Raw genomic sequence first — 15,995 nt, 5'->3', positions numbered from 1 at the left:
CCTATAGAAAAGGCCCTGGCGGGTTGCCCGCCAGGGCCTTGCTGTTGTCGGCGCCAGGACCTTAGAGGTCGTCGCCCTCGAGCTCGCCGACCTGCACGAACTCGCCGTCCTCGATGGTCATCTCGACCACGATGCCCGGCACGTCCCCGGCCTCGTCGAACTCATGGGTGCCGGAGGCGCCCTCATAGTTGATCTCGGTGCCGGCGGCGATCAGCTCCACCGCCTTCTCCCATTCGCCGGGCAGGATCACCTCGCCGGGCGCCATGGCGACGCTGCGCAGCGCCACGGAGAGCCCCTCGCGCTCGGCGCTGCCGTTCTGCTCGATGGCCAGGGCCAGCAGGAAGGCCGCATCGTAGGCCTGGGCCGCGAACACCGCATCCGGGTCGACGTCCGCCGCTTCGGCGGCCTCGCTGAACATGGCGGTACCGGGCAGGTCCGGGCTGCCCGGCCGGGTGGCAATCATGCCCTCGAGGACATCGGCGCCCACCGCATCCACCAGGCTGTTGCCGACCATGCCGTCGGCCCCCACGTACTGGGTGAACATGCCGCTCTCGTAGGCCTGGCGCAGCACCGTCTGGCCTGAGGTGTCGGCATAGGCCAGCACCACCAGGGTCGGCACGCCGCTGGAAGACAGGGTGCCGAGCTCGGAACGGTAGTCGGCGCGGTTGTCCTCGTGGGCCAGGTTCTCGGCAACCGTGCCACCCTCGGCCTCGAAGGTCTCGGTGAAGGCATCGGAGAGGCCCTGGCCGTAGTCGTTGTTGACGTAGGTGACCGCCACCTCGTCGATCCCCTTCTCGATCAGCAGCTTGGCCAGCATCTCGCCCTGGAAGGCGTCCGACGGCACGGTGCGGAACACCAAGTCGTTGTCGTCCAGCTCGCTGACCGCCGGGGCCGTGGAGGCCGGCGAGACCATCACCACCCCACCGGGAATGGCCGCGTTGTTGGCCGCCGCGATGGTGGCACCGGTGCACAGGGCACCGACGATGGCCGTGACCTCCTCGGTGTTGACCATGCGGTCGGCCGCATTGGAGGCCGCCGAGGCATCGGAGCAGGTGGTATCACCGGTGGGCATCTCGATCATCTGGCCGTCGAGGAGCCCCCCCTGCTCGTTGATCTGGTTCACCGCCAGCTGGGCACCATCGAAGATCGGCGGAGTCAGGCTCTCGATCCCGCCGGTGAAGCCACCCAGGAAACCGATCTTGACCTCGGCCTGGGCCATGCCTGAAAGGGCCACCGTGGACGCGGCGACTGCCATCGCCAGTACGCGCTTTTTCATGATTGTTCGTCTCGCTCAGGTTGCTCGGGTAACACACCTTCACAATCTGGAACCCTTCCCCGCAGAACACAAGCCCGCCTCGCCAACGCTCACCGAGACGACGCCTATACTGACAGGCGTTCATCGACCCTGGAGGCACACCATGACCCACCCGCTTCACGCCACCCTGCCCCTGGCCGTCACGCTGGGCCTCGCCACCAGCAGCGCCTTCGCCTTCGAGCCCGCCGGCCAGGACGTCACCTATGACGTCGGCGACGAGGCCTTCGAGGGCTACCTCGCCACCGCCGAAGGCGAGGCCCGCGGCACCGTGCTGGTCATCCACGACTGGGACGGCCTCGACGACTACGAGCGAGAGCGCGCCGACATGCTCGCCGCACAGGGCTATGACGCCTTCGCCGTCGACCTCTATGGCCAGGGCAATCGCCCGGCGGAGATCGAGGCCAGGAAGGCCGAGACCGCCCGGCTCTACGAGGACCGCGAGCGCATGCGCCGCCTGACCCTGGCCGGCCTGGCCGAGGCCCGCGAGCAGGGAGCCGCCCGGCCCACCGTGGTGATGGGCTACTGCTTCGGCGGCGCCGTTGTGCTGGAGCTCGCCCGCTCCGGCGAGGCGGAGGACGTGGCCGGCTACGCCACCTTCCATGGCGGCCTGGCGACTCCCGAGGGCCAGTCCTACGACGGCGATACCGCCCCCATCCTGATCGCCCATGGCGGCGCCGACCAGTCGATCTCCCTGGACGACGTCGCCACCCTGGGCGAGGAGCTCGAGGATGCCGGCGTCACCTACGAGATTCAGGTCTACTCCGGCGCGCCCCACGCCTTCACGGTGTTCACCGAGGACCGCTACCAGCAGCGGGCAGACGAGAAGTCCTGGGCGGCCTTCCAGAACCTGCTCGACGAGGTGCTGTGAGCATGCACATCACCCCCCTCTCCGGCAGCCGCACCGAGATCGGCGAGGCCCACGGCCGCGCCCATGCCGGGCTGATCACCCACAGCCTCGAGGTCTACGACCGGCTGTTCCAGGACTTCGTGGGGCTGGACTGGGCCAGGGCGCGCCAGGCGGCCGGCCGCTTCCTGCCGATGATCGAGCGCGGCTTTCCGGCCATCCTCGAGGAGATGGAGGGCATCGCCCGCGGGGCCGGGCTCGAGTTCGAGGACATCCTCACCCTCAACTGCCGCAGCGAGATCTCGCTGACCCAGGCCAGCGGCGGCTGCTCCGCCTTCGCCCTGAACCGCGACGGCACCCAGTGGCTGGCCCAGAACTGGGACTGGCGCACCGACCAGCTGCACAACGTGGTGGCACTCGAGATCAACGGCCTCGACGCCCCCGCCCTGATCAGCATCGGCGAGGCCGGCATGGTGGCCAAGATCGGCATGAACGCGCACGGCATCGGCGTCTGCCTCAACGCCATTCGCTCGCGGACCTGCGGCGAGGGGCTGCCCATCCACGTCGCCCTGCGCAAGATCCTCGAGAGCGCCGACATGGACAGCGCCGTGGCCGTGGCCAGCCGCGACAGAGTCTGCTCGCCCGCCCACTTCCTGATCGCCAGTGCCCAGGTCGGCAACGAGGGGGACCAGGCCGCCGGCCTGGAGGTCCACCCCGGCGAACCCGGCCGGCTGGCCCCCGAGGGTGGCCTGGTCACCCACACCAACCACCTCTATGCCCGCGCCGCGACCGGCCAGGTCGAGGACTTCCCGCGACCCGACTCGCGCCCGCGCCTGGCGCGGCTGGATAGCCTGCTGCGCGAGCGGCTGCCCGCCGAGGGTGAGCTCGGCGAAGGCGAGCTGTTCGCCATCTTGAGCGACCATGACAGCGCACCGCTCTCCATCTGCCGCCACTTCAATCCCGACCAGCCCCCCGAGGAGCGCATGGAGACGCTATTCTCGGTGGTGATGAACCTGACCCGGCGTCGCCTGACGCTGCGCCACGGCAAGCCCTGCGAGAGCGACGAGAGCCTGACCGTACAGTTCGATACCGAGTGACTATGCGCCAGCGCATGACGCGGACCGAATGCGACAGTAATGAAAATGTTAATACTTGTCACTGCAAGGGCGGGGTGATAGCGTCAATAATGAGATTTATTCTCATCAATATGGAGGATGCTCCCATGAAGCATTTGCTTTGCGCCGCCCTCTGCACCGGCCTGCTGGCCACTCCGATCCTAGCCGAGGAAAAACCCGGCACCCATTTCGAGGGAGAGCCTTCGGATTCCCTGGCCGAAGCGGTAGCTAACTTCTCGAAATACAACCAAGAGCTTGCCGACCTGCTGGCCAAGGATGAACTGACCAGGCGCGAGATCGGCGAGATCCATATCCTCACCTATAGCCTGGAGAACGCCCTGGAGAAGATCGAAGAGGATGTGGAGGAAATGGCCGAGGTGCTGGAGGAGGTCCACCTCGGTTCCGAAACCAGCAACGTCGAACGGGTACGCAGCAACGGCGAGATCTACCTCGAATCCGCCCGCACGCTGATCCCCTAACGACCAACCAATACGACGCGGGCGGGGCATGGTGACATGACCCGCCCGCACTATTTGAACCCGGTTCGGCGCAACGTCACCCCGCCAGCGCCTCCTCCACCAGGCCGCTCGCCTCGGCCGTCATCGGCAGCCCCAGCGCCAGCTCATGGGCCCGCGGTGACATCTTCTTCCAGGTCATCTGCACGATGCGGATCAGGTGGTCGTGGTCGATCTGCTTCGAGAAGTCGCCGAAGTAGTTCTCCAGGAACACCAGGCAGGCGCAGTCCTCCACCGCCTGGGCGCCTTGGTCGCGCCCCAGGCCCTGCTTGCGGATCATCCGCGCCACCCGCTCGGCCTGCTCGGCGGGGTAGCCCGCCTCCTGCATCAGCCGGGCGGTGGTCTCGCCGGCGCGCCGGCCCTGGTCGCGCCGCCAGGTCAGGTAGCCCACCCGCCCCTCGGGGTAGTCCGTGCGCGGCACCTGCCAGCGCTGCAGGTGCTGGCCGCGCACTGCGAGGCGCATCAGCTCGTCGGGGTGCTCATGCAGCCGCTCCAGCCAGGCACTCATGCGTCCGGCATGCCACAGTTCCTGGGGCAGCGGTTCGCCGTCCACTTCCACACGGCGCGGGTCCTCCGCGTGCAGGGCATCCAGGGCGGCCAGGGTCCGCTCGAAAGGGGAAAGGGGCATCGCTCAAGACTCCTTGCTGATCAAGCAGAACGACCCGGCGGCCATCACGCCATCGAGCCGGGCTATCAGCCTGTTCTGACGCAAAACCCCAGGCAGGTCAACCTTCTGAGTCGTTGTCCTGCGTGGAGGGAGCCATTCCCCAGCCGGTCGGGATATCGGCGTCTTGTAGCCCCTCGAAGCGGTCGGTGACGTAGGCGCTGTGACACGCCACGCAGGTCTCGGTCATGCGCCCGTAGACCTCCACCTGCCGGGCGGTGTCCTGGGCCTGGCCGGCCTCGGCCAGGGACGCCGAGAGCTCGTGCAGGTACGCATCCATCTGCAGGAATTCCTGCGGCACGGCGGCCTTCAGGTCCTGACGGTCCTCATCGGTCAACGACTGCTCGAGGATGAAGCTGTCATGGATCGATTGCCCCTTCTCGGCCACCACGGCGTGCCTGCCCTGCAGCATGGCGCTGTAGATCTCCTGCATCGCCTGCTCGATCTGGATCATCTCCTTCTGCAGCAGGCCCTGCAGCTTGGGCGTCAGCTCGGGCCGGACGGGCTCCGCGGCCTGGCTGGCAGCACTGGTCCCCAGCGCGACCAGGGTGCCCAGGGCAAAGGCGGCCCACCGGCCACGACCACGGCGAGGGATGGCTGAACGACTCGAAATGGGGGATAGCATGGCGGGTCTCCTCTATTGGCATGCCTTCAAGGCTCGGCCTTGGAAAGCGTAGCTGCCATCCGGTGGCGCCACCTTGAGGCAGGTCAGCCCCGTCACGGTCGTTACCCCCTCTCGCCACGCAGCAGGCCGCTGCGTTGGGTCATCCCCAGCAGTACGGCGTCGTGAGTTGTCGTAGAGCCTGGCGTACTGGCCCGCGGGAGTGGCCAGAGTCCAGTGCCCTTCGGTGAACGCGGGCCTGGCGGCCAGGCTCGGATAATCAATCTTTTCTCAAGAGACGGACGAGACTATCAGCGCAAGGAGAGGAACAGCGCGAAGGGGGTTTCAAAGAATAAACCGATATTCCTCTTGCTCTACCGAACGCCGTCCTGCATCGGCGCCGCCTATCGCAGGAGCCTCGGTAATCGGGCAGGAAAATGAGGGGCATGAGCCCGACTCCATTCAGGTCTACCCATCAATCGGTGGAGAGGCCGGTGGCAAGCACCCCGCGCGCACCAACGTCGGCGGGCGGTAGTCGTCATCCTCCCGCCAGCGCTGCCATACCGAAGGATCCACGGTGACACCCACCGCCGGATGACCTGCACCATCATGCGCAAAGGGTCTGTGATACCTGCCATCGTCACGCTGTGTCAGTGAGCGGAACCAGCGATACGCCCCCTTCATGAATTCCGCATAGGAATCCCGGGGCTGGGAGAGGTGAGCGTCGGCGATGGGCTGAGGCAGATACAGTTTCAGGCCCGCGGTCGTGGCTCTATCGCATATCCAGCCATAGGCCAGGCTGGCCAGCGGATCGAAACCGCCACCCTCCACCCGATAGCCGCCGCCCACGTTGGCATGGGCGCCGATGAACCAGCGTTGCTCGACCTCCAGCTGTCGGAACTTCTTCGCTCCATCAGGATGGGTCCAGAGAGCTGCGTCATAGGCCGCCCGGTGCTCGTCCAGCGCCACCGCGTGGTAGGCCCGTTTCACGATCGACGACAGCTCGGTATCGTGCCAGGAAAAATGCCCATGCTCCGATAGGTTGGTGCCGGGAATGCCCAGCGCCCCCACGGTATCCCATACCCCGATGAAGTGGATCTCGATCTCGCGGCTGTAGCGCTCACGGAAATCACGGCACCGCGCATCGTCCGGCGCAACGTCCTTGTCGCGGTAGAAGGCCTCGGCCTCCTCCACCAGGCCAGGCGTGGAGACCCGCAACAGCCCGCATTTGCGGATCATCCCTACCAGGCTGCGTGCCGTGTAGGCCCCGCGGCTGAAGCCGAAGACGAAGATCTGCGAATCGTCCAGATAGTGACGCACCAGCCAGTCGTACCCCTTCTGCAGGTTACGGCTCAGCCCCAAGCCGAAGGCGCCGCCGACCACGCGCTCCCACTGCCGCGTGCCCACGCCGGGCTCGTAGAAGAAGCGCTGCCGGATGCCGTGATCATCGTGGTCGTGGATATCCCGCGCCAACCGATAGATGTTGGTACGGTCCTGGGGGTCGTTCCAGGTGCCATCGAACAACAGAATCAAGCGCTGCGTGGGAAGAGACATGCGCTGCCCTCCTCGCCCAGCCCGGGCCACACACCCCTAGGGCATGGAAACCATGGCAACAGTATGGATGGAGCCGCTGTGTGTCAGGGTAGGTAACGGGAGGGCGCGGCGCTATTGATCACCTCCTTGAACAGGTAGACATGATGGATTGACCTGCCCAGCCGGAAACCTCCCCCCCCAGCTTCACCGTAGATGGAGGCATCGACCGGAGCGGCGTTGCCGACCACCCTGGCAGCACCGCGCCCCAGTCACGGCATCGGCATCGGCATCGGCATCGGCACCACGGGCGATGGCCGCGTCGCACGGGCGGCTGATATTCTTTGCTGATATCTTTTCCTGAAATGAAAGAATCAAACGGGACGCCATGATGACGCTCTTCGCCCGCCTCGAGGAAGTGGCCTCGCCGATAATCGGCCTGGGCTGCATGAACCTCTCCCACGGCTACGGCAGCCCGCTTCCCGAGAGCGAGGCGCTGCATGCCCTGGAGGCGGCCTTCGACATGGGCTATCGCCACTTCGATACTGCCACCCTCTACGGCGCCACGGCCAACGAGCGGCTGGTGGGCAAGGCCCTGGCGGGCAGGCGTGGCGATATCCTGCTGGCCAGCAAGTGCGGCATGGCCATGGACCCGGAACTCGGCCGCAAGGTGATCGACGGGCGCCCCGAGACGCTGCGCCGCCAGTGCGAGGCAAGCCTCGCACGGCTGGGCACCGACCACCTGGACCTCTACTACCTCCACCGCTGGGACAAGGGCATGCCCATCGAGGAGAGCGTCGGCGCCCTGGGCAGGCTGGCGGAAGAAGGCAAGGTGCGCGCCATCGGGCTCTCCGAGGTGTCGGCGGCCACCCTGCGCCGCGCCCGGGCCGAGCACCCCATCGCGGCGGTGCAGTCGGAGTACTCGCTGTGGACCCGCAATCCCGAGATCGGCCTGATCGAGGCCTGTCGCGAGGCCGGCACGGCCCTGGTGGCCTTCAGCCCCCTGGGGCGCGGCTTCCTGGCGGGTGCCGTCAGCGACCCCGGTCGCCTCGAGGAGAGTGACATGCGCCGCGTCATGCCGCGCTTCAGCGCCGAGAACCATCCCCGTAACCTGCGCCTGCTGGCGGAGTTCACGGCGCTAGCGGAGGAGCTGGGCATGACACCGGGCCAGCTGGCCCTGGCCTGGCTGCAAGCCCAGGGCGACGACATCCTGCCGATCCCCGGATCGCGCAATATCGATCACATGCGCGAGAACCTGGCGGCGCAGCGCCTGCCGCTATCACCGGAAACCGTGGACCGGCTGAACGCCATGATGACCCCGGACCAGGTGGCGGGGGCTCGCTACGGCGAGGCCCAGCAGGCGGAAGTCGACACCGAGGAGTTCGGCGAGCCGGATACAGGAACCCCCGCCTAGACGCGGAGCGCCCAGGAGCAGGGGGATTCGGCTGCCGATTCCCGCATTCTGCCACGTCATGTGACGCGCGGGCCCTCGGTCATGCTTCAGTTATGGTCGACCAGCCCGGCCTCACCAGCCGCCTGGGCACAGTGGGCGCAGCAATAGACCGTATCGCCATGCTGAACACCGTGGCCGATCACGCGGCAGCCACACTGGGCACATGACGGTGCCAGCTTTTGGATGGCACATTCGAAGGAATCGAAATCGAAGCTCTGGCCGCCCTTGGTGACCGTGAAGGTGTCGTCGTATTGATTGCCGCAGGTCGCACAGGTACCCATCACACACCTCCTGCATGCCTTCCTCGGTGGATTCTCCCCGTGGCCCCCTGCTGCAATCCAACCGAACCGCAACGGTGTATTCCTGGCGCCAGGGTCATCGATGTCCGACCGGAAAGGCCGTCTTGACGATATATTCTTTACCCCCCCCCCCAACGTAGCAGACGCCCGGCCCTCTGCTAGAACGTGACGGGCGCCGCAAGACGCAGAACGGGCGATCATGCATCGGCGGAGGCGCCTGAGCCTAGGCGTCGTCAGCCCTCCTGCGCGCCCGCCGCCTCTCGCCCAGCCGCGAGAGCGCGCGGCGCACCGGCCGCCACAGCCGGCTGAGCAGCCACAGCATAGGCAGTCATGGCGGCCGGTCATCCGTGAGGCTGAGGAACCTCAAGCGTAGCACCCCCGCCCTCCCGCAGACGCCGCCTCCGGCCCTTGGTATTCTCGGTAGTTATATCCATAGCTAAGTTCGAGGAATTGCCATGTGGGATGAACGCTACGACACCGACGACTATGTCTATGGCACCGAGCCTAACGACTTCCTGCGCGAGCAGGTGGGGCTGATCGGCGAGCCGCCGCGGGAGGTGCTGTGCCTGGCCGATGGCGAGGGGCGCAACGGCGTCTACCTGGCCAGGCTCGGCCATCGGGTGCTCTCCGTGGATGCCTCGGCGGTCGGCCTGCGCAAGGCGGCTCGCCTGGCCGAGCAGGAGCGCGTGCCCCTCGAGACCCTGGTCGCCGACCTCACCGAGCACACCTTCGCCGCCGAGGCCTTCGACGCGGTGGTGTCGATCTTCTGCCATGTGCCCGAGGCGGGCCGCCCGCACCTGCACCGCCAGGTGGCGCGCACCCTGAAGCCCGACGGGATCCTGATCCTGGAGGCCTATACCCCGGCCCAGATGCCGCGAGACACCGGCGGACCGGATACCCCGGACCGCACCCCCACCGCCGCGGAGCTGGAGGCGGCCTTCGCCGACTTCGAGATCCTCTCGAGCCGCGAGTTCGACCGCCAGGTAGTCGAGGGCCGCGGCCATACCGGCCTGGGGGCCGTGGTGCAGTTCATCGCCCGCAAGCGCCCGTCCTAGGCGGGCCGGCGCTCGCGCCCTTCCGTTGTCAGGACCCTGTCGAGGAAGCCGAGCAGTTCCGGCAGTTCCTCGTCGATATGCTGGCTGAGGTCGTGATCGCCGGGCAACAGGCGCAGCTCGGCCGGGGTGTCGCCGCGGCTGGCGTGGAGCCATTCGGCATCACTCGGGGGGATCACCTCGTCGTCACGGCCGTGCACCAGCAGCACCGGGCAGCGCACCCGCGGTAGGGTGGTCACGGGCGCGATGGCGTCGAAGCGATGGCCGATCACGTGCTCCACGTAGCGCAGCACGTACCAGCCCAGCGGGACGAACGGCAGCCGCTTCCCCGCCAGCCAGCGACGCATCATGCCTTCCGGGTGGGCGAAGGCCGAGAGGCTGACCACGGCGGCGATGTCGTCACGGCGCGAGGCGGCCAGCAGCACCGCCGCGGCCCCAACCGAATGGCCGAGCAGGGCCACCGGCGCATCGGCCATGCCCGGGCGGGCGCGCAGCCAGGCCAGGGCGGCCTCGGTGTCCTCGGCGAAGCGCGGCATGGAGGAGAAGCTGTCGGCGTCGCTCTCGCCATGGTTGCGAACATCGAACAGCAGCACGTTCCAGCCCGCCGCCTGCAGCGGCCTGGCCAGTGGCAGCATCAGCTCGCGGTTGGCGCCCCAGCCGTGGGTGATCACCACCGTGTCGCGATCCTGGCCGGGTAGCCACCAGCCCGCCAGCGTCCTGCCCCGTCGCGTGGGAATGGTCACCGTCTCCCCGGTCACGCCGTGCTCGGCAAGACCCTGCATGACCGGCACCCGCGGCGCGGCCAGGCTGACCCTCAGCCGCCGATGGAAGAGGTGCAGCAGCAATACCAGCCCCGCCGGCAGCAGGCCCCACCAGAGCCAACCCGGCACCACAATCATCGCCTAGCCGCCGCCATTGAGCCACCAGGTGGCGGCATTGAGGTAGGCGGCGAAACTCACCCAGGCCAGGTAGGGCACCAGCAACCAGGCGGCGAGGCGCGAGACCGCGGCGAAGCGGCGGATGGTGAGCAGGATCAGCCCCCACAGCAGCAGCAGGTCGAGCAGCGCCAGGCCCATCCAGTGCAGGCCGAAGAACAGGATCGACCAGAGCGCGTTGGCGGCGAGTTGGGCGACGAAGGGCCAGAGGGTGGACCAGCGGGCAGCGGGCGGCGCGGCCAGGGTAGCCCGCCAGGCGGCCAGCGACATCAGCAGGTAGAGCGTGCTCCAGGCGATGGGGAAGACGAGGTCGGGCGGGGTAAGCGGCGGCTTGGCCAGCCCCGCGTACCAGTCGCCGGGCGGGGTGGCGATGCCGCTCAGCGCGGTCAGCACGACCAGCGCCAGCCAGCCGAGGAGGATCATCAGTGAGCGAGCCGGGGTCATGGGCGGCCTCCTTGCCAGTCGGACGTCAGGGGAGATTAGCACACTCCCAGGGCCGCCCCGGTCGGCGGCACCGCGCCCCAGGGCACCGAGCGGCGGCTATAGTAAGGTGGTCCTCGCCAACCGACTGCCGGAGCCCGCCATGACCGCCCGTCTTCCCCTGCACTTCGCCGCCCTCTGCCTGCTGTGCCTGTCCGGCGCTGCGCTCGCCCAGACCGGCGAGACGGAATTCCGCGCCTACGAGGATGCCCTGGCCCGGGGCGCCCAGCATGCCGACCTCTGGCAGGCGGGCTGGACCACCGTCTATGCCGGCAGCCTGGCGCTCAGCGCCTGGCAGGCAAGCGAGGCGAGCGACGACGAGGACCGCTATGACGGCCGGGTGGGCGTGGTGAAGTCGGCGCTGGCACTGGGCGGCATGCTGCTGGACCGCCAGTCCCATCCCGCCGCCTACCGGGCGCTGCAGGCGGGCGAGGAGGGCGATATCGAAGGCGCCCGACGGCTGCTGCAGTCGGTGGCCGAGGAGGAGCGCCGGCGGCGCAGCTGGGAGGCGCGGCTGGGGTCGCTTGCCGTGAACACCGCGGCGGGGCTGGTGATCGGCGTGGGCGATGATCGTCCCGACGACGGCGCCCTCAACTTCGCCACCGGCATGCTGGTCAGCGAGCTGCAGCTGCGCACCCAGCCTGGCCAGGCCATGGCGGCGGTGAACCGCTTCCAGCCGGCGGCGGTGTCGTTCGGCGACGTGCACCTGGAGGGGGAAGTCGCCTGGCTGGTAGGGCCGAACCAGCTGGGCGTGGCGCTGCGCTATTGAGGGGCAGAGGACAGCACCCGGTGTCGCGTCTGGCGGTGGCCAGCGCCCGTATTGTTATGTTATAACCTCCGCCAGTTTTCCGGAGGCTCCCCCATGGCACACCATCGACACCGGCATCGCCCGGAAGGGCCCTGCCATTTCTCCCTGATGTCGCTCTCCGCGACCCGCCGCCTGCTGCTGGTCGCGGCACCGCTCGCTGCCCTGTGGCTGACGGTCTCCTGGGCCGCGGGATGGTGGTCCTGATGTCGCGCCTGCAACTGCACGACCTGCAGCTGGCCCGCGGCGGCCAGACGGTCCTCGAGCACCTGGACGGCCGCTTCCAGGACGGCGCCATCACCGCCCTGATCGGCGCCAACGGCGCCGGCAAGAGCACCCTGATCGCCGCCATCATGGGCATGCTGGCCCCGGTGGCCGGCAGCGTGGAGTGCCGGGTGCCCCGTGAGCGCTGCGCCTGGCTGCCCCAGCAGCTGGCGCTGGACCTCACCTTCCCGATGAGCGTGGAAGAGCTGATCATGACCGGCACCTGGCCGAGCCACGGGGGCCTGAAGGGGTACTGCGCGGCCCACTACCGCCGCGGCCGCGAGATCATGGCGCGACTGGGCATCTCGCACCTGGCCCACCGGCCGCTCGGGGAGCTCTCCGGCGGCCAGCGCCAGCGCGCCCTGCTGGGCCGCACCCTGATGCAGGAGGCCGAGCTGTTGCTGCTCGACGAGCCCTTCGCCAACGTCGACATCGAGACGGTGGACGTGCTGATGGAGGTGCTGCGCGACATGGCCCGGCAGGGTGCCACCATCATCGTGGTCATCCACGACATGGAGCAGCTCGCCCGCCTGGCCGACGACGTGCTGCTGCTCACCGGCGGCCATGGCCGCTGGGTCAGCCCCGACGCCCTGCTCGACCACCACAGCGGCCTGGTGCCCCGGGCGCCGCGCCTGCCCCTGACCTTTCCGGATGCCTCCCATGCTGGCACTGCTTGAGGCCTGGCTGCTGGCCCCCTTCGACTACGGCTTCATGCAGCGCGCCCTGGTGGCCGGCCTGGCGCTGTCGCTGGCCGCCCCGCCGCTCGGGGTCTTCCTGATGCTGCGCGGCATGAGCCTGATCGGCGACGCCATGGCCCACGCCATCCTGCCCGGGGTGGCGCTGGGCTTCCTGGCCGTCGGCTTCTCGCTGCCGATCATGAGCCTGGGCGGCATCCTCTCGGGGCTGCTGGTGGCGGTGCTCGCCGGCAGCGTGTCGCAGATGACCGGCCACCGCGAGGACTCCGCCATGGCCAGCTTCTTCCTGATCTCGCTGGCCGCGGGGGTGATGCTGGTGTCGCTGGGCGGCAGCAGCGTGGACCTCACCCATGTGCTGTTCGGCTCGATCCTGGCCGTGGACTCCACTGCCCTGGTACTGATCGCCGGCATCAGCAGCCTGATCGTGGTAATCCTGGCGGTGATCTTCCGCGCCCTGGTGGTGGAGTGCCTCGACCCGCTCTTCCTGCGCGGCCAGGGAGTGCGGGGCGGCGTGGTGCACGGCATCTTCCTGGGGCTGGTGGTGCTCAACCTCACCGCCGGCTTCCAGACCCTGGGCACCCTGATGGCGGTAGGCCTGATGATGCTGCCGGCCACCACGGCCCGCTTCTGGAGCCAGCGCCTGGAGGGGCTGATCGCCATCGCCATCGGCATCGCCCTGGTGGCCAGCACCGGCGGCCTGCTGCTCTCCTACCACCTCAGCCTGCCCTCTGGGCCGGCCATCATCCTGCTGGCCGGCGGCGGCTATGTGCTCTCCGCGCTGTTCGGCCGACACCATAGCCTGACCGCCCGCTGGCGCCGCCATGCCGCGCCGCTGGGCGCCCCCGAACACGACTGACACAGCGAACCGAGGAGTCCTGTCATGCGCCTTTCCCGCCCCTTTGCCCTGCTCGCCGGGCTTTCCACCCTGCTGGCCCTGCCCGCCGCCCTGGCCGCCGAGCGCGTCCAGGTGGTCACCAGCTTCAGCATCCTCGCCGACATGATCGAGAACGTCGGCGGCGAGCATGTCGAGGTGACCGCCCTGGTGGGGCCGGACAGCGATGCCCACGTCTACTCACCGCGCCCCACCGACGCCCGCGCCCTGGCCGAGGCCGACCTGGTGGTGTTCAACGGCCTGCAGTTCGAGGGATGGATGGAACGGCTGATCGACGCCAGCGACTTCGCCGGCCCCCTGGTGGTGGCCACCGACGGCATCGAGGCGCAGCTCACCGCCGCGGAGGCCGGCGGCCATGATGACCACGACGATGCCGAGGATCACGGCCATGAAGCGCATGGCGATGAGGGCAACGAGGCCCACGACGGCCATGACCATGGCGACATCGACCCCCACGCCTGGCAGGACCTGGGCATGGGCCAGCTCTACGTGGCCAATATCCGGGACGGCCTGATCGAGGCCGACCCTGACAACAGCGACGCCTACCGGGCCAGCGCCGAGCGCTACCTCGAAGAGATCGCCGCCACCGATATCGAACTGCGCGAGCTGCTCGGCGGGATTCCCGCTGGCACCAGCGTGATCACCGGCCATGACTCCTTCGGCCACTTCGCCCGCGCCTACGGCCTGGCGTTCCTCTCGCCCCAGGGGCTCTCCACCGAGGCCGAGCCCAGCGCCGCCAACATGGCGCGGCTGATCGACGTGATCCGCGAGGAGAACGTCCGGGCGCTGTTCCACGAGAACATGACCAGCCCGGCGATGATCGACCAGCTGGCCGAGGAGACCGGCCTGTCGGTGGCCGGCACCCTCTATGCCGACGCCCTGGCCAGCGAGGGCGAGGCCAGCAGCTGGCTCGGCATGATGCGCCACAATGCCCGCACCCTGCACGATGCCCTGGCCGAGCCGGGGCATGATGACCATGGACATGACGATGATCACGGGCACAGCCACTGAACATCAGGCTCATTACGCTGCCAGCGCCACCTTCGGGTGGCGCTGTTTTCATATGGACACCGATTTTATGGGACCATCGAGCTCCGGACGCGAAGGATGTCTCCCATGCTCGAGTTCCGCCAGGTCCACAAGGCCTATGCCACCCCCCTGGGCCCGCTTGAGGTACTGAACGGGGTCAACCTGACCCTGGCCGCCGGCGAGAGCCTGGCGCTGATGGGCGAGTCGGGCTGCGGCAAGTCGACCCTGCTCCACCTGGCCGCGGGCCTCGATCTGCCCGATCGCGGCGAAGTCCGGGTCGCCGGCCGGGCCATCTCGTCGCTCGGCGAGGCGGGCCGGGCACGGCTGCGTCGCGAGACCCTGGGCCTGGTGTTCCAGCAGTTTCATCTCGTGCCGAGCCTGACCGTCCTCGACAATCTGCGCCTGCAGGCGCGGCTCGCCGGTCGCGAGGATCGCGCCTGGTCGGCAGAACTGGTCGAGCGTCTGGGCCTGGCCGGGCTGGCGAGGCGCTACCCGGAGCAGCTCTCCGGCGGCCAGCAGCAGCGCCTGGCCATCGGCCGTGCCCTGGCGCCGCGCCCGGCCCTGCTGCTCGCCGACGAGCCCACCGGCAATCTGGACGAGAGTACCGCCGACGAAGTACTGGACCTGCTGCTGGCCCTGGTCCGTGATACCGGCTGCGCCCTGCTGATGGTGACCCACAGCCCCCGGGTGGCCGCGCCGCTGGACCGCTGCCTGCAGCTTTCGCATGGCCGTATCGGCTGATTCAGCGTTGCAAGGACACCAATACCGTGACCATCCCCTCCGTCTGGGTCTTCAGGGCCGGACTCATCGCCACCGTGACGGCCATCATGGCCGGCATCTGGTGGCTGCTCCAGGGGCTGGGCCTGCCCATGAGCTTCTCCCCTTCCGGCATCGCCGAATGGTTCAACAGCCAGGGCAACCTGGGGCCCCTGCTGCTCCTGCTGTTGATGATGCTGGCGGTGGTGGTGGGCCCGATTCCCACCCTGCCGGTGACCGCCGCGGCCGGGCTGGCCTTCGGCCTGCTCCCGGGCGTGCTGCTGTCCATCATCGGGGCCATGACCGGGGCCATGATCGCCTTCACCCTGGCCCGGCTACTGGGGCGGAATGCCTTGCGCGCCAGGCTGCCGACCAATCCGCTGTTCGGGTTCCAGGGCTCGCAGCGCCTGCTGTTCCTGACCGTACTGGTCACGCGCCTGGTGCCCATCTTCTCGTTTGCGCTGGTCAGCTACGCCGCCGGGGTCACCGCCATCACCACGGGACGCTTCGCGCTGGGCACGGTGATCGGCATGCTGCCCATGACCCTGGTGTTCGCCGGCCTCGGGCGAGCCTTCGAGCTGCACCCGCTGTTCTCGATCACGGCCGCCGTCGTCATACTCACCGTGATGACCCTGCTGCCCTGGTACCTGAGCCGACGGCGCCACTCCCGGCTGGCCCGCTGGCTTCACCTGAACGACGAGCCACCCGGGAAGTAGCCGGCAACTCGGCGGGTGTTGCCGGATGCCCGAAC

At 68.5% G+C, this 15,995-nt stretch carries 19 protein-coding genes; 12 read left to right on the top strand and 7 right to left on the bottom strand.

Annotation, left to right across the window (positions count from 1 at the left end):
• Nucleotides 1-61 precede the first annotated feature (61 nt).
• The gene (locus tag QLQ86_RS01670; protein WP_282815761.1) at nucleotides 62-1,279 is read right to left on the bottom strand and encodes an ABC transporter substrate-binding protein; all 1,218 of its coding nucleotides are present in this window, start codon (nucleotides 1,277-1,279) and stop codon (nucleotides 62-64) included.
• Nucleotides 1,280-1,418: 139 nt separating this feature from the next.
• On the opposite strand from QLQ86_RS01670, the gene QLQ86_RS01665 reads away from it, so the two are divergent.
• The 3 genes from QLQ86_RS01665 (at nucleotide 1,419) to QLQ86_RS01655 (ending at nucleotide 3,753) form a co-directional block, all read left to right on the top strand.
• Nucleotides 1,419-2,183, top strand: coding sequence for a dienelactone hydrolase family protein (locus QLQ86_RS01665; protein ID WP_282815720.1), 765 nt, complete (start codon nucleotides 1,419-1,421; stop codon nucleotides 2,181-2,183).
• A 2-nt stretch (nucleotides 2,184-2,185) separates the two neighbouring features.
• The gene (locus QLQ86_RS01660) at nucleotides 2,186-3,256 is read left to right on the top strand and encodes a C45 family autoproteolytic acyltransferase/hydolase (protein WP_282815719.1); all 1,071 of its coding nucleotides are present in this window, start codon (nucleotides 2,186-2,188) and stop codon (nucleotides 3,254-3,256) included.
• Between the two features lie 125 nt (nucleotides 3,257-3,381).
• Nucleotides 3,382-3,753, top strand: a complete 372-nt coding sequence (locus QLQ86_RS01655) for a DUF6746 family protein (RefSeq protein WP_282735081.1) — start codon at nucleotides 3,382-3,384, stop codon at nucleotides 3,751-3,753.
• A gap of 76 nt (nucleotides 3,754-3,829) precedes the next feature.
• On the opposite strand, the gene QLQ86_RS01650 is transcribed toward QLQ86_RS01655, so the two are convergent.
• From QLQ86_RS01650 to QLQ86_RS01640, 3 genes are all read right to left on the bottom strand, one after another.
• Entirely contained in the window at nucleotides 3,830-4,417 is a 588-nt protein-coding gene (locus QLQ86_RS01650) for a DUF4202 domain-containing protein (RefSeq protein ID WP_282815718.1), read from the bottom strand.
• A gap of 97 nt (nucleotides 4,418-4,514) precedes the next feature.
• Complete coding sequence (locus QLQ86_RS01645; RefSeq protein ID WP_282815717.1) at nucleotides 4,515-5,078, bottom strand: hypothetical protein; 564 nt, start codon at nucleotides 5,076-5,078, stop codon at nucleotides 4,515-4,517.
• 444 nt (nucleotides 5,079-5,522) lie between these two features.
• Nucleotides 5,523-6,608: a DUF2235 domain-containing protein gene (locus QLQ86_RS01640; protein WP_282815716.1), complete on the bottom strand. Its 1,086-nt coding sequence runs from the start codon at nucleotides 6,606-6,608 to the stop codon at nucleotides 5,523-5,525.
• Between the two features lie 364 nt (nucleotides 6,609-6,972).
• Between QLQ86_RS01640 and QLQ86_RS01635 the strand changes: the two genes are divergently transcribed.
• Nucleotides 6,973-7,998 carry an aldo/keto reductase gene (locus tag QLQ86_RS01635; RefSeq protein WP_282815715.1) on the top strand — a complete coding sequence of 342 codons (1,026 nt, stop codon included), beginning with the start codon at nucleotides 6,973-6,975 and terminating at the stop codon, nucleotides 7,996-7,998.
• 86 nt (nucleotides 7,999-8,084) lie between these two features.
• Here the strand turns inward: QLQ86_RS01635 and QLQ86_RS01630 are convergent, their stop codons facing one another.
• The gene (locus QLQ86_RS01630) at nucleotides 8,085-8,318 is read right to left on the bottom strand and encodes a hypothetical protein (protein WP_282815714.1); all 234 of its coding nucleotides are present in this window, start codon (nucleotides 8,316-8,318) and stop codon (nucleotides 8,085-8,087) included.
• A gap of 473 nt (nucleotides 8,319-8,791) precedes the next feature.
• Between QLQ86_RS01630 and QLQ86_RS01625 the strand changes: the two genes are divergently transcribed.
• On the top strand, nucleotides 8,792-9,391 hold the full coding sequence (locus QLQ86_RS01625) for a class I SAM-dependent methyltransferase (protein ID WP_282815713.1): 600 nt from the start codon (nucleotides 8,792-8,794) through the stop codon (nucleotides 9,389-9,391).
• On the opposite strand, the gene QLQ86_RS01620 is transcribed toward QLQ86_RS01625, so the two are convergent.
• Nucleotides 9,388-10,278, bottom strand: coding sequence for an alpha/beta hydrolase (locus tag QLQ86_RS01620; protein ID WP_282815712.1), 891 nt, complete (start codon nucleotides 10,276-10,278; stop codon nucleotides 9,388-9,390). The genes QLQ86_RS01625 and QLQ86_RS01620 overlap by 4 nt on opposite strands.
• A gap of 12 nt (nucleotides 10,279-10,290) precedes the next feature.
• On the bottom strand, nucleotides 10,291-10,767 hold the full coding sequence (locus QLQ86_RS01615; RefSeq protein ID WP_282735089.1) for a TspO/MBR family protein: 477 nt from the start codon (nucleotides 10,765-10,767) through the stop codon (nucleotides 10,291-10,293).
• A 139-nt stretch (nucleotides 10,768-10,906) separates the two neighbouring features.
• Here QLQ86_RS01615 and QLQ86_RS01610 point away from each other — a divergent pair, with 139 nt between their 5' ends.
• From QLQ86_RS01610 to QLQ86_RS01580, 7 genes are all read left to right on the top strand, one after another.
• Entirely contained in the window at nucleotides 10,907-11,572 is a 666-nt protein-coding gene (locus QLQ86_RS01610) for a hypothetical protein (RefSeq protein WP_282815711.1), read from the top strand.
• A 93-nt stretch (nucleotides 11,573-11,665) separates the two neighbouring features.
• Nucleotides 11,666-11,815, top strand: a complete 150-nt coding sequence (locus QLQ86_RS01605) for a hypothetical protein (protein WP_166644574.1) — start codon at nucleotides 11,666-11,668, stop codon at nucleotides 11,813-11,815.
• Nucleotides 11,815-12,549 (top strand): metal ABC transporter ATP-binding protein, encoded by a 735-nt coding sequence (locus tag QLQ86_RS01600; protein WP_282815710.1) that lies wholly within the window; start codon nucleotides 11,815-11,817, stop codon nucleotides 12,547-12,549. The genes QLQ86_RS01605 and QLQ86_RS01600 overlap by 1 nt, the downstream gene beginning before the upstream one ends.
• Nucleotides 12,533-13,423 (top strand): metal ABC transporter permease, encoded by an 891-nt coding sequence (locus QLQ86_RS01595; protein WP_282815709.1) that lies wholly within the window; start codon nucleotides 12,533-12,535, stop codon nucleotides 13,421-13,423. Before QLQ86_RS01600 ends, QLQ86_RS01595 begins: the two co-directional genes overlap by 17 nt.
• A gap of 24 nt (nucleotides 13,424-13,447) precedes the next feature.
• Nucleotides 13,448-14,470: a metal ABC transporter solute-binding protein, Zn/Mn family gene (locus tag QLQ86_RS01590; protein ID WP_282815708.1), complete on the top strand. Its 1,023-nt coding sequence runs from the start codon at nucleotides 13,448-13,450 to the stop codon at nucleotides 14,468-14,470.
• A 105-nt stretch (nucleotides 14,471-14,575) separates the two neighbouring features.
• On the top strand, nucleotides 14,576-15,229 hold the full coding sequence (locus QLQ86_RS01585; RefSeq protein WP_282815707.1) for an ABC transporter ATP-binding protein: 654 nt from the start codon (nucleotides 14,576-14,578) through the stop codon (nucleotides 15,227-15,229).
• Between the two features lie 26 nt (nucleotides 15,230-15,255).
• Entirely contained in the window at nucleotides 15,256-15,960 is a 705-nt protein-coding gene (locus tag QLQ86_RS01580) for a TVP38/TMEM64 family protein (RefSeq protein WP_282815706.1), read from the top strand.
• Nucleotides 15,961-15,995: the final 35 nt, after the last annotated feature.

This window comes from Halomonas rhizosphaerae, from assembly GCF_030012485.1.
In the GTDB taxonomy this organism is placed as follows: domain Bacteria; phylum Pseudomonadota; class Gammaproteobacteria; order Pseudomonadales; family Halomonadaceae; genus Halomonas; species Halomonas rhizosphaerae.
The sequence above is the reverse complement of the archived record's forward strand: the minus strand, read 5'-3'. Positions and strand labels throughout refer to the sequence as shown.